The 13,578-nt window shown below is 38.2% G+C and carries 13 protein-coding genes; 9 read left to right on the top strand and 4 right to left on the bottom strand.

Annotation, left to right across the window (positions count from 1 at the left end):
- Positions 1–75 precede the first annotated feature (75 nt).
- On the bottom strand, positions 76–663 hold the full coding sequence (locus ACFILL_RS02025) for an undecaprenyl-diphosphatase (protein ID WP_375625018.1): 588 nt from the start codon (positions 661–663) through the stop codon (positions 76–78).
- Between the two features lie 335 nt (positions 664–998).
- Between ACFILL_RS02025 and rpsF the strand changes: the two genes are divergently transcribed.
- The 9 genes from rpsF to ACFILL_RS01980 all read left to right on the top strand — a co-directional run bounded on the left by rpsF (position 999) and on the right by ACFILL_RS01980 (position 9,918).
- Complete coding sequence (gene rpsF / locus ACFILL_RS02020) at positions 999–1,406, top strand: 30S ribosomal protein S6 (protein WP_273791078.1); 408 nt, start codon at positions 999–1,001, stop codon at positions 1,404–1,406.
- Positions 1,406–1,654 (top strand): 30S ribosomal protein S18, encoded by a 249-nt coding sequence (gene rpsR / locus ACFILL_RS02015; protein ID WP_012754957.1) that lies wholly within the window; start codon positions 1,406–1,408, stop codon positions 1,652–1,654. Before rpsF ends, rpsR begins: the two co-directional genes overlap by 1 nt.
- Before the next feature lie 148 nt (positions 1,655–1,802).
- Positions 1,803–2,783, top strand: a complete 981-nt coding sequence (locus tag ACFILL_RS02010) for a hypothetical protein (protein WP_375630761.1) — start codon at positions 1,803–1,805, stop codon at positions 2,781–2,783.
- Between the two features lie 25 nt (positions 2,784–2,808).
- A complete protein-coding gene (rplI, locus tag ACFILL_RS02005) occupies positions 2,809–3,405 on the top strand; it encodes a 50S ribosomal protein L9 (protein WP_273791080.1) in 597 nt (198 codons plus the stop codon).
- Between the two features lie 594 nt (positions 3,406–3,999).
- Complete coding sequence (locus ACFILL_RS02000; RefSeq protein WP_273791081.1) at positions 4,000–5,490, top strand: replicative DNA helicase; 1,491 nt, start codon at positions 4,000–4,002, stop codon at positions 5,488–5,490.
- Positions 5,491–5,496: 6 nt separating this feature from the next.
- Positions 5,497–6,873: a DNA repair protein RadA gene (radA, locus tag ACFILL_RS01995; RefSeq protein ID WP_375630763.1), complete on the top strand. Its 1,377-nt coding sequence runs from the start codon at positions 5,497–5,499 to the stop codon at positions 6,871–6,873.
- A gap of 142 nt (positions 6,874–7,015) precedes the next feature.
- A complete protein-coding gene (locus ACFILL_RS01990) occupies positions 7,016–7,597 on the top strand; it encodes a CvpA family protein (protein ID WP_273791083.1) in 582 nt (193 codons plus the stop codon).
- A 75-nt stretch (positions 7,598–7,672) separates the two neighbouring features.
- Positions 7,673–9,166, top strand: coding sequence for an amidophosphoribosyltransferase (gene purF / locus ACFILL_RS01985; RefSeq protein WP_375630765.1), 1,494 nt, complete (start codon positions 7,673–7,675; stop codon positions 9,164–9,166).
- A gap of 2 nt (positions 9,167–9,168) precedes the next feature.
- Positions 9,169–9,918 (top strand): SDR family NAD(P)-dependent oxidoreductase, encoded by a 750-nt coding sequence (locus tag ACFILL_RS01980; protein ID WP_273791085.1) that lies wholly within the window; start codon positions 9,169–9,171, stop codon positions 9,916–9,918.
- 70 nt (positions 9,919–9,988) lie between these two features.
- On the opposite strand, the gene pssA is transcribed toward ACFILL_RS01980, so the two are convergent.
- From pssA to ACFILL_RS01965, 3 genes are all read right to left on the bottom strand, one after another.
- A complete protein-coding gene (pssA, locus tag ACFILL_RS01975; protein WP_273791086.1) occupies positions 9,989–10,828 on the bottom strand; it encodes a CDP-diacylglycerol--serine O-phosphatidyltransferase in 840 nt (279 codons plus the stop codon).
- A gap of 8 nt (positions 10,829–10,836) precedes the next feature.
- The gene (locus tag ACFILL_RS01970) at positions 10,837–11,535 is read right to left on the bottom strand and encodes a phosphatidylserine decarboxylase (protein WP_273791087.1); all 699 of its coding nucleotides are present in this window, start codon (positions 11,533–11,535) and stop codon (positions 10,837–10,839) included.
- Positions 11,536–11,652: 117 nt separating this feature from the next.
- Complete coding sequence (locus ACFILL_RS01965) at positions 11,653–13,536, bottom strand: ABCB family ABC transporter ATP-binding protein/permease (protein WP_375643099.1); 1,884 nt, start codon at positions 13,534–13,536, stop codon at positions 11,653–11,655.
- Positions 13,537–13,578 lie beyond the last annotated feature (42 nt).

Genomic DNA, 13,578 nt, shown 5'->3' with positions numbered 1-13,578 from the left:
ATCAACTCCTAAAACTGTACAATTAAATTATTTTCTTTTGACCTTATTCATCCGCACAAATCAAGATAAAGCCCTTTATTTAAAACGAATACCACACTTAAAATTATATTTTAAGGGCGGAATTTGATATAAAAACTTAGGGAAATAGGGTGCTATAAACTGAATAACACCCAAACTTATGAGACTTCCTAAAATTGCACCTGCTAAAATATCAAAGGGATAATGTACACCCACAAAGATGCGCGCCCAACAGATCAAACATAAAAATACCGAAGCAAATTTAAAAGCAACTTTGTATCGGTAAAAATAAAAGTTAGCTGCATAAGATGCAATGGTCAAGGCATGATTACTAGGAAAAGAAGCTGTCGCACGATGTTGAATAAGCGGTGTCGTCAGCCCTACCACGAATGGGCGAGGATGAAAATAAAAAAGAGAAATGAGATAACCTATGAAAAGAGCCGCACAAATACTCATGCAAATGCTTAGCACGACACATCGTTCCCTCTCCCCACCACAAAACCACAACGCACAAAGATGGAGAGGAATAATATAAATTAAAAACTTTGCACAAAAAATACTAAAAAAAACTACAATCGACCAAGCGTGATGATTGCCGACAAACATTTCAAAGAGTGTAACATCAATCTGGTTTAAAAAGTCCATTTTTCCCTCCTTTACCTTTATATTACAGTATTATCTTTTTGTAGAAGAAGGAAATATATCAAGATTTAACAAATCAATTTTTTTATGTGCATAAACTTGCTATTTTAAAAGATAACCTGTAAATGTGAAATGTTCGTTGCCGGCACTTTAGCTGGAGGTTGAACGGAGGGCTGTAAAATATCAGTAGGAAATACAATGTTTCCGGCCTCCCGTGTCTCCGCTCTGAGATGTCTCGAATTGTAAACGCGTCCTTTCTTCTTTGGATTTCCAAAAAAGACAAGTCGCAGAGGCTTTGCGCTAAAGCCGGTGAAATTTAATTGAAGAAAGGCAAAACAATGGCTCTTTATGAACATATGTTCCTTGCCCGACAAGACATCGCACCGCAGCAAGTTGATGAACTTTTGAGTCTCTACAAAGGTGTCATTGAAGCGCATGGTGGAAAAGTTGGGCGTATAGAAAATTGGGGACTTCGTCCTCTTGCTTACCGTATTCGTAAAAACCGTAAAGCTTATTATGTCTTGGTCAATATTGATGCACCAGCTTCAGCAATTGCTGAAGTGGAGCGTCAGATGCGCATCAATGAGGATATTTTGCGTTATATGACCATTCGCGTAGAAAAACACGAAAAAGAAAAATCTGCTATGCTCTCACACCTTGATCGCAATAGTCACATTGGACACGATGAAGAGCGTCCTCGTTTTCCACGTCGTCAACGTGAAAATGCTATAGAAGAGGTAGAATGATGACTGATACTAATCAAAACTCTGCACGTCGCCCCTTTCATCGTCGTCGTAAAACATGTCCTTTTTCAGGGACCAATGCTCCCAAAATTGATTATAAAGACATCAAGTTGTTACAACGTTATATTTCCGAACGTGGGAAAATTGTTCCTTCACGGATTACTGCTGTTAGTCAGAAAAAACAGCGTGAATTAGCTAATGCTATCAAACGTGCTCGCTTTTTAGGCTTACTTCCGTACGTTATAAAGTAAGCGATCAATACGCTATGCAACTGGAGAGTTTCTCCAGTTGCTTTTCTTATATGGTTAAAAATAGCTTGTTGTATCCTATGTTAAGCTATTAAATGTCAAAGTTGGGGTATTGACACGCCTCTAACTGCAGAAAGCAGGACAGCAATAAATGAAAAAAAATCGTACTTATGAGATATTAACCGGTATTTTGGCAGGATTATTTGCTGTTGTGATAGGAATGGCAATCATCAGTGTTGCAAATATCGCGCCCTTTTTTTCTCTTCTTCTTGGCTGCTTTCTTTCATTGCCAATTTTTATTGTTGCGTTCGGTCAAGGAACATTAGCCAGTCTCATCGCCCTCATAAGTGCCACTGTTGTTCTTATCATAACCACTAATACCTATATTGCTCTTGGCTCTATGTTCTTATTTTTCCTTCCTGCTGTCTATGCTTCTTGGCTTCTTGGGCTTGCACGACCAGCGCAAAAAGAAAACGAACTGATATGGTATCCATTATCATCGGTTATTTTTCATTTAACTAATTTTATCGCTCTTATAGCAACTTTCATTGGGCTCTATGTTCAAACCCGTCCATCCACACCCGTCATTGCAAAAAAAATCACCGAAAACATAGCACAAACTCTGCAACAATCACAGTCAATAAAAGAAGCCGATATACGCGCTTTTAGTGAGCTTTTAATGACGCATACAGCAACTTTTACTGCTTTTTCTTTGACTATTTATAGTTTGGTTTTTCTCATTGGTAACCTTTACTTTTCCATGATAGCAGCACAACATATGAAATGGCTGAAAAGACCCCGTGATGATTGGAGCCAAACTCTCCGCCTTCCAATTTCTGGAATTATTATTTTCATTATTGTTTGCATAGCATCGATGATTGAGCTGAGCGCTTCTCTTAACTTGAGTACCCGTGTCTTTAGCACTGCATACATTGTCATCATATTAATTAGCGGTCTAGCATATCTGCACAATATTACAAAAGGGGTAAACGGTCGAATTATTATACTTTCTCTTGTTTATATTGCTATTTTTACAATCGTTTTTACTCCACCTATTGTTTTCATGATGCTTTTGATGGGAATTTGGGCTGCTATTCAATACAATTTTCAATCACGCAAAAAACTCCACTAAATTTATTTGTTCGAAAGGAAAAACTATGGATATTATTTTACTTGAGCGCATTCCTCGTCTTGGTCAGATGGGTGATATTGTCTCAGTTAAAGATGGTTATGCGCGTAATTTTCTCTTGCCTCAAGGTAAAGCTTTACGCGCAAATGAAGCTAATAAAAAACATTTTGAGGTACAACGTGCACAACTTGAAGCACGTAATCTTGAACGCAAAAGTGAAGCTCAAAAAATTGCTGAAAAACTTGATGGACAATCATTCATTGTTGTTCGTTCTGCTGGTGAAACGGGACAACTTTATGGTTCTGTGTCAACACGTGATATTGCTGAAATCATAACAGATGAAGGCTTTTCTATTGGAAGAAATCAAATCGAACTTAATCATCCAATAAAAATGATCGGTCTTCACACTATCACTCTTAGCTTACATCCAGAGGTTCAAATTTCTGTGATTATTAACGTTGCCCGTTCTACCAGTGAAGCACAACGCCAAGCAGAAGGTGAAACTCTCACTTCGGCTAAAGAAATATATAATATTCAAGAAGAATTATTAGAAGAAAGTCAGGAAGAATTATTGGCAGAAGAAATTAATGACAACGATATAAACAGTTCTCATCAAGAAGCTTAATTGCTATTTTTTCTTTGTGTTTTATATTTTTTATTCCATTTTAAATATTGTTCATAAAATACTCACACTTTAAAAGTGAGTATTTTATGGCTATCGTACATAAATAATCTAATTTTTATGAAAGAATTAGAAATATATTATTTAAAGGCATTATATGCCGAGAATGATAATATCACTAAGAGGAAATGTCTTTTGTCTTCCAGCATATAAAGCAAAAATAATTTAAAGTCCTACCCTTAAGGCTAAAGTTTGTATGAGCGTTAAGTTGATTATATCCTCACATGATCTGAAATAATTTCAGTTATAAAAAAATAATTCTACTTACACAGATATTGGAATTTTAAGGTTAAGTAACTTAAAAATACTTAAATTTAGAGTAGCAAAACTTCCACTTTAAAATCACATATTATAAAATAAAATAGATAGACGTTATATAAATAATACACAAATGATAAATGAGGAACGAAAAGAGAGTTTTAAAAAATTATATAATTTTAACTTAAAATGAAGATTTGTCGCTCTATTCTTTTAATTATACGATTTTCAATTTATCGCCTAAAGTAGCTAGACTTAGAATTTTAGTGGAAAAATATTATGGAAGAAACTAACGTTGTTAATGTCAGCTCTTCAAAGAAAGAAGATTCTCCTTCTTTTCGGCAACTTCCGCATAATATTGAAGCTGAACAGGCATTGCTTGGTGCCATCTTTATCAACAATGATTCTCTTGACCGCGTTTCAGATTTTCTAAAACCAGAACATTTTTTTGAACCATTGCATCAAAAAATTTATCATGTTTTATCTCACCTTATTAAAACAGGAAAACGTGTAGATCCAGTTACAATCAAGCCCTATATCCAAATGGAAGAAAAAATTGGAGATATTACTGTATACCAATATGTTGTTCGCTTAGCCACAGAGGCAGTCACTATTATTAACGCTGAAGATTATGGACGCGTCATTTACGATCTTTTTATCCGACGGTCTTTGATTAACCTTGGAACTCAAGTTGTCAATACAGCCTTTGATGCTCCTGTAGAACTCACGCCTACCCAACAAATTGAAACTGTTGAAAATCAGTTATTTGAGCTAGCAGAAAAAGGGAAATATGGAGGTGGATTTGAAAATTTTAATGAGGCTATTAAAAAAGCTATCGATATGGCAAGTGCTGCGAAAAAGCGCTCTTCACAATTATCAGGGATAGCCACCCATATTAAAACACTTGATGAAAAAATGGGAGGATTACAAGCATCTGACTTAATTATCCTTGCGGGGCGCCCTGGTATGGGTAAAACCTCACTGGCTACCAATATTGCCTTTAATATTGCTAATGCTTATAATCGTAATGCCAATATCCAAGAAAATGAAGGCGGCATTGTGGGATTCTTCTCACTTGAGATGTCATCCGAACAGCTTGCAACCCGTATTATTTCTGAACAAACAGAAGTCTCTTCTTCTGATATTCGGCGTGGTAATATTTCAGATGAACAATTTTCAAAAATTATTCGTGCGGTGAACCAACTACAAAAGGCACCACTTTATATTGATCAAACTGGGGGAATATCAATTACGCAATTAGCTGCTCGTGCGCGGCGCCTCAAGCGGCAACATGGTTTAGATATCTTGTTTATTGACTATATCCAACTCATGACAAGCAGTTCAAAGCGTTCATCAGAAAATCGTGTTCAAGAGATCACAGAAATTACCACAGGATTAAAAGCATTAGCAAAAGAATTGAATATTCCTATTATCGCTCTCTCTCAACTTTCACGTCAAGTAGAAAATAGAACAGATAAACGTCCACAGCTCTCAGATTTACGTGAATCTGGTTCAATTGAGCAAGATGCCGACATCGTTCTGTTTGTCTATCGCGAAGAATATTATCTCAAAAATGAAGAACCAAAACTAGGTAGCTTGGAACATACAAAATGGCAAGAAATAATGGATAAAGCTTTTGGAAAAGCTGATGTTATTATTGCAAAACAGCGCCATGGACCGACAGGAATCGTGCCCCTTGCCTTTCAATCTGATTTCACACGATTCAGTGATCTTGCCGATAGCAATTATCTTCCAGAGCAAATTGGTTAAATCAACATGGTGCGTAATCGTATTCAATTTATCTGTCAAAATTGTGGAACTGTCCATTCTCGTTGGGCAGGAAAATGTAGTGCTTGTGGAGAATGGAATTCCCTTATCGAAGAAAATATAAATGGCGGCATAGGAAGTGGTCCTAAGCAGAATACGCGTAAAGGACGCATCGTTGCCCTTACATCTCTTTCTGGAGATATCCAAGATGCTCCACGTATTTATTCTGGTATTGCGGAACTTGATCGTGTTACCGGTGGGGGCTTTGTCCGTGGATCGGCACTCCTTGTTGGAGGTGATCCGGGTATTGGTAAATCAACATTGCTGACACAAACAGCTGCTGCTTTATCACGTAAAGGATATAATGTCATCTATGTTTCAGGTGAAGAGGCTATTGCGCAAATTTGTCTGCGCGCACAAAGGCTTGAAGCTAACAATACAGAGGTGAAACTTGCTGCTGAAACCAATGTTGAAGATATTCTGGCAACCTTAAGCGAACATAAAAACCTTGATATGGTGATTATCGATTCGATTCAAACCCTATGGTCAGATACAGCAGATTCAGCACCTGGCACTGTCACACAAGTACGTATCGGTGCTCAGGCAATGATCCGCTTTGCCAAGAAAACAGGAGCCGCCGTTGTTCTTGTTGGGCATGTTACAAAAGATGGACAAATTGCTGGTCCTCGGGTCGTTGAACATATGGTTGATGGCGTTCTCTATTTTGAGGGTGAAGGAGGACATCATTATCGCATTCTTAGAACTGTAAAAAATCGCTTCGGACCAACAGATGAAATTGGTGTCTTTGAAATGTCTGATAAAGGATTACGCGAAGTGATAAATCCATCCGAATTGTTTTTAGGAGAACGTAATGAAAAAGCCCCAGGCGCTGCTGTTTTCGCCGGTATGGAAGGAACACGCCCGATACTCGTAGAAATTCAAGCGCTTGTTGCTCCTTCTTCCCTTGGGACACCAAGACGTGCGGTTGTCGGATGGGATGGAAATCGTCTTTCTATGATTCTTGCCGTTTTAGAAGCCCATTGTGGCATTCGTTTTGGACAGCATGATGTCTATCTGAACGTGGCAGGTGGCTATCGCATATCAGAACCCGCTGCTGATTTAGCTGTAGCCGCTGCTTTGGTATCTTCTCTTGCCAATATCGCATTGCCAACGGATTATGTCTATTTTGGTGAAGTCAGTCTTTCAGGAGCTACCCGCGCTGTTGCACATTCAGCACAGCGCATAAATGAAGCCAAAAAACTCGGCTTTCAAGGAGCCTTTCATCCCACAACAACAACCGAAATGATGAAGTCGCTCAACTTTAAACAAAAAACTTTCTCCGACCTTCCCGAACTCGTTGCTACTCTTACCGTAAGTAAAAAATGATCTGCACCACAGATATGATAATATAGAAAAAACTCTATAACATACAAAAGATCCTTGCTATAAGAACAAAAAATGGCATAACAAAAAATATATTTGCACACAGACTTAAAAGAACGCAACTTTATGTATAAGGAACAAACAAATGATCATAACAATCCTTGATGGAATTGTCGTAGTAATCATCCTGTTGTCCGCTTTTCTTGCTATGCTTCGAGGATTTTCACGTGAAGTGTTATCGTTGATTTCTTGGGCAGTTGCAGCTGTTACGACACTGTTTTTATTCAAACCTGTCTTACCTTTCTTTGAACAATATCTCTCTAATAAAATGATCGCATTGATCACAACATTGGTCACAATTTTTATTATTGTTCTCATTATTACTTCAATTATTACAATGAAGATCTCTGATTTTATTATTGATAGTCGAATTGGTATCCTTGACCGTGCTATTGGTTTTATTTTTGGAGCACTTCGTGGTTTACTTATCATGGTCATCGGTATGTTGCTGATTAATGCACTGATTAAACCCGAGCTTCAAGCGAATTGGTTAAAAAATGCAAAAACAAGACCCATTTTAGATTCATTGGGACAAAAAGTTTGGGAAATACTCCCAAAAGATATTGGATCTGTTCTCGAAAAGGCTGAAAATTTGTTTAAAGACAGCAATAAACATACGTATGAGCAACACTCTCATGAAAAGATAATTTTAAAAAATAGAGAATAGTTTTTCATGAGGAAAGAGAACTAAATGATGTACAATGTGATATTAATGATTCCTCCATATCACAACTGAAAGAATATGATGATAAAAAGCGATGTTTTCTGTCAAGAATTTTCATTAGATGATGATACCCTTCATGAAGAATGTGGAGTTTTTGGTATTCTTGGGCATGAAGATGCCGCAACATTAACAGCTCTTGGACTCCACGCACTTCAGCATCGTGGGCAAGAAGCAGCTGGGATTGTTTCTTACCACAATAAAATATTTCATCAAGAAAAGCATTTAGGTCTTGTTGGTGATCACTATACAAACCCTGCAACACTTGCGCGCTTACCAGGAAATCGTGCTATTGGACATACCCGTTATTCAACAACTGGAGAAGTGGCATTACGCAATGTTCAACCCCTTTTTGCTGAATTGAAAGTTGGAGGTATTGCTATTGCACATAATGGTAATCTTACCAATGGTCTCACATTACGCCGTGAACTCATCGCTTCTGGTGCTATCTGTCAATCAACGTCAGATTCAGAAGTTTTTCTCCATCTTATTGCCCGCTCACGTTATGAATCGTCCTCTGATCGTTTTGTTGATGCGATTCGGCAAGTAGAAGGTGGATATGCTATGTTAGCGCTCACACGTACAAAGCTTATTGCGGCACGCGATCCAACAGGAATTAGACCTCTCGTGATGGGGGAACTTGATGGTAAGCCTATCTTTTGTTCTGAAACTTGTGCTCTTGATATTATTGGAGCAAAATATGTCCGTGATGTTAAAAATGGAGAGATCATCATATGTGAAATACAAAAAAATGGGGAAATTACGAAAAAAATTATAAAACCAGAAAATACAAAACCAGAAAAACTTTGCTTGTTTGAATATGTTTATTTTGCCCGCCCAGACTCAATCGTTGGAGGACGTAGTGTTTATACAACACGCAAAAATATGGGAATCCATTTAGCACAGGAAGCCCCTTGTGAGGGTGATGTTGTGGTTCCTGTTCCTGATGGAGGAACGCCTGCCGCAATTGGCTATGCACAAGAAATTGGAATTCCCTTCGAGCTTGGTATTATTCGTAATCACTATGTTGGCCGCACTTTTATCGAACCAACACAACAAATTCGTGCTTTTGGCGTCAAGTTAAAACATTCGGCAAACCGTCCTGTGATTGAAGGAAAACGTGTTATTCTGGTTGATGACTCTATTGTACGTGGAACAACATCCCTTAAAATTGTACGAATGCTTCGCGATGCAGGAGCAAAAGAAGTTCATATGCGCATTTCTAGCCCTATGATTTTTTATCCTGACTTTTATGGTATTGATACACCTAAAGCTGAAAATCTTTTAGCAAATCAATATCCAGATTTAAAATCTATGTGTGATTTTATTGGAGCGGATTCATTAGAATTTCTTTCAACGGATGGATTATATCTTGCTGTAGCAGGGGAAAAACGGAATAACGCCGATCCACAATTTACTGACCATTATTTTACTGGATATTATCCTACGCATCTGGTTGATCAAGAAAATCTCTCCAAAATTCATCAATCATCTGTTCTTAAAACAAGAGATTAATGATGGCAAAATGTGATTTTAGTCTCCATGGGCGTGTGGCACTTGTTACTGGCGCATCAAGAGGGATTGGCTATTATTTGGCACTCGAGCTTGCTGCACGCGGGGCTCATATTATTGCTCTTGCACGAACAGTCAGTGGACTTACTGAATTAGATAATCAAATCCGAGAAAAAGGAGCTCATGCAACCCTTGTTCCCCTTGACTTGCATCATATGGAAAACATCGATACTCTTGCTATCTCAATTGCCAAACGCTGGAAAAAACTTGATATTATCGTTGCAAACGCAGGAATTCTTGGAACACTCTCACCAATAGCGCATATAGAAAACACGGTATTTGAAGATGTTTTTCAAATAAATCTTTTCAGCCAATGGCGCTTAATGAAAGCCGTTGAGCCTTTATTACGTGAATCTGATGCTGGACGAGCCATCCTGTTATCCTCAAGCGTTGCGCATGCTGCGCGCCCTTTCTGGGGAGCTTATGCAGCCTCTAAAGCGGCTTTAGAGGTGATTGCCCGTTGTTGGGCAGAAGAACTCAAACAAACCCCTATTAAGATTAATTGTGTCAACCCTGGTGCCACACGCACTGCCATGCGCGCTGAAGCTATGCCTGGTGAAGATCCACAAACTCTGCCTTCACCACAAGAGGTCGCAAAAAAGATCGTACATTTGTTATCACCTGATTTAAAGGAAACTGGAAAACTCTTTAATGTCCATAAAAATCGGTTTGTAAATTATCACATACCTGATTGATCATCATATGAGAAGTAAATCGTTTGACTCTCTCTTTTTTCTGTGCTCTTCGACAGAAGCATGAAGCACTTTATGATTCTTGGATAGCTTTAGCATCAGCCTTTTTCTCTTCTAAAGTAGCACGTTTATTATAAGCGATAAAACTACAGGGGAGAAAAATCATATAGCTAACAGCTGTAATCAATAAAGTTTCCCATGTGTAAGTCGCAAGAAAACCGACATAAATAACAATGACCAACATGCACGGTATAACGATATCGCGCCTTAAATTTTGATCAATTGTTTTTGCATTCCATACCGGTAAACGACTAATCAAAAGAAAAGCAATAATTACAGTATAAAGACTAAAAAATAATGCCCACCCCCAATTGGGAACCAAACCAAGAGTGCCTAAATAGGTAGGCAATAAAAGGAGTAATGCTCCTGCTGGTGCTGGAACACCAACAAAATAACTTTTCTGCCACTTAGGTATATTGGGGTTATCTAACATCACATTAAAACGTGCTAATCGCAAACAACAAGCAACACAATAAACAAGAGCAGCAACCCAACCAATGTGATTTGCTTGATTCAAGATAAAAGAATAAACAATGAGTGCAGGGGTAACACCAAAATTTATAACATCAGCAAGAGAATCCATCTGTGCCCCAAAAGATGAACTACCATCTATTAAACGGGCAATGCGTCCATCAGCACCATCTAAAACTGCGGCCAAAAGCACCATTAAAATAGCAGCTTCATAGCGATGTTCAAAAGCCAAACGAATACTGCTCATCCCTGCACAAATTGCTAAAATAGTAATGATATTGGGAATGACATACCGCATCGATGTAGGTGAACGCCGCCGATTTGCACCTTCATCATGCTGCCCCTCAGGATTGAATGAAGAAAATGGCGAAAAATTTTTCATTGTGAGTCCTAATCGTATCTGAAATCCGTTGTGGCACTCTTATCATCAAAAGAACCCAAAACTGTTTCTCCAGCAATTGCTGTCTGTCCAACTGCAACACGCACTTTCATTTCAGTTGGTATATAAATATCAAGGCGAGAACCAAAACGAATCAATCCAAATCGCTCACCAGTCATAACGGCATCATTTTCTTTTGACCAGCAAACAATCCGGCGTGCAACCATTCCCGCTATTTGTACGATACCGATTTTACCATGTTTGCTATCAATTACCATCCCATTACGCTCATTAAACTGACTAGCTTTATCAAAGTCAGCATTAGTAAATCGACCTGGCTGATAAACGATAGACTCTACTGTACCACTGATAGGAATACGATTAATATGGCATGAAAAAACATCCATAAAAATGGAAATACGGATCATTTCATCTTTCCCTAATCCTAATTCTTCAGGTGGAACACATGATTCCACAAATGAAATACGCCCATCTGCAGGCGACATAACCCAATTTGAATTCAAAGGGATCACACGATCTGGATCACGGAAAAAGTATACACACCACACCGTGAGAATGAGACCAAACCAAAACAACGGACTCCATATCCAACCAAGAATGAGCGAAATAACAAAAAACGCTACAATAAAAGGATAGCCTTCTTTATGAACCGATACAAAGCTATTATGGAAAGATTGCAGAATACTCATATAATTTCCTATTCATCGTAAACTTAAACAAGCAACAAATCTTTTTGTTCCTCTTGTGTCTTTTTATGTATTTAATCAATCACTCCATATAAAGATATAGATTACATTTTGCTCTATTTATTTTTTACGATTAACAACACTCATCTCATCTTCTTCACGCATTTTACGTAACTTTTCTTCAGCTTTCGTTGCTTCAAGCTGCTTATTCCACATTGAAGCATAGAGACCTTTCTTGCGTAAAAGCTCTGTATGCGTCCCATTTTCAATAATACGACCACTTTTAAGAACTAAAATTTCATCAGCATTGATAACAGTAGAAAGACGGTGAGCAATAATCAATGTTGTACGTCCACGGCTTACAATATCTAATGCTTGTTGAATTTCCTGTTCCGTCGCCGTATCAAGAGCCGCCGTTGCTTCATCTAGAATAAGAAGTGGGGGAGCTTTTAAAAGTGTCCGGGCAATAGCCACGCGTTGTTTTTCACCACCTGATAATTTGAGACCTCGCTCTCCTACCATAGACTGAAAACCTTCCGGTAAAATTTCAATAAATTTTGATATTTGTGCCATTTCAGCAGCTTTGCGCATCTCTTCATCTGTAGCACTTGGACGCCCATAGCAAATATTATAGGCAATTGTATCATTAAATAACACCGTATCTTGTGGGACCATGCCAATCGCTTCACGCAAACTCTTTTGTGTTACGTCACGAATATCCTGCCCGTCAATTGTGATAGAGCCCGCATCAACATCATAAAACCGAAAAAGCAACCGAGAAATAGTGGATTTACCGGCACCAGATGGACCAACAATGGCGACTGTTTTTCCTCCCGGAACTTTAAAATCAATATCTCTGAGAATCTGACGTCTCGAATCGTAGGAAAACTTTACCTGATGAAAACAAATGGTCCCATCGCTTATCTCTAACGGTTTAGCATCCGATTTATCAACGATCTCCTTCTGAACATCTAAAAGATCAAACATTGCTTCAATATCCGTTAAACCTTGTCGAATATCACGATACATTGACCCAATAAAATTTAGTGGAATAGAAAGTTGCATTAAAAGCGCATTAATAAAAACAAAATCTCCTAAAGTTTGTGTCTTATAAAAAACTTCATAAGCTGACATCAGCATCATGATCGTCATTCCAATACCAAAGATAAGAGTCTGACCAAAATTAAGCCAGCTTAACGATGTCCAAATCTTCGTTGCGGCTTTTTCATAACCTACCATAGAAGCATCAAATCGATCGGCTTCTAGAGTTTCGTTACCAAAATATTTGACCGTTTCAAAATTCAAAAGAGAATCAACAGCGCGAGTATTCGCCTCAGTATCCGCTGTATTCATTTTTTGTCGAATGCGAATACGCCAATCACTCGCCTTAATGGTAAATAAGATATATAATCCAACCGTTGCAACAACGATGAGAAGATAATACCACCCATAACTTATGTAAAATACCAGTGCCGTTAATATAAATTCTAAAACTGTCGGTACTGTACTAAGAATTGAAAATCTTACAATCGCTTCAATTCCTTTTGTTCCACGCTCAATCACACGAGAAAGCCCACCTGTTCGGCGTTCCAAATGAAATCGCAAGGATAACTCATGCATATGTACAAAGGTTTTATAAGCTAATTGACGAACAGCGTATTGACCAACAGTGGCAAACAGGGAATCGCGTAATTGATTTAATCCAGCCTGCATAATACGCGCGACATTGTATGCCAAAACGAGCATGATGGGAATAATCCAACTGGATGGGAACCATTCAGGTAGCTGAAAGCTTGAATCAAGCACATTCGTAGAATATTTAAATAAATACGGTACAGATATGAGAACGAGCTTAGCCAAAACAAGATAAAATATTGCCCATAGCACACGCATTTTTAGATCACGCCGACCTACCGGCCACATATAGGGCCATAAATTGTAAAGTGTGTGCAGAGTCTTCCCTGTATCTGATGATACAGTTTTTGTCATTTCATTGCGTTTCATAAAGTCCTTACTTCTCTATCATCCGCACAAACAGGCAAAATA

Origin of the sequence: Bartonella sp. AP20NXHL, assembly GCF_042196165.1 — a bacterium.
In the GTDB taxonomy this organism is placed as follows: domain Bacteria; phylum Pseudomonadota; class Alphaproteobacteria; order Rhizobiales; family Rhizobiaceae; genus Bartonella.
The sequence above is the reverse complement of the archived record's forward strand: the minus strand, read 5'-3'. Positions and strand labels throughout refer to the sequence as shown.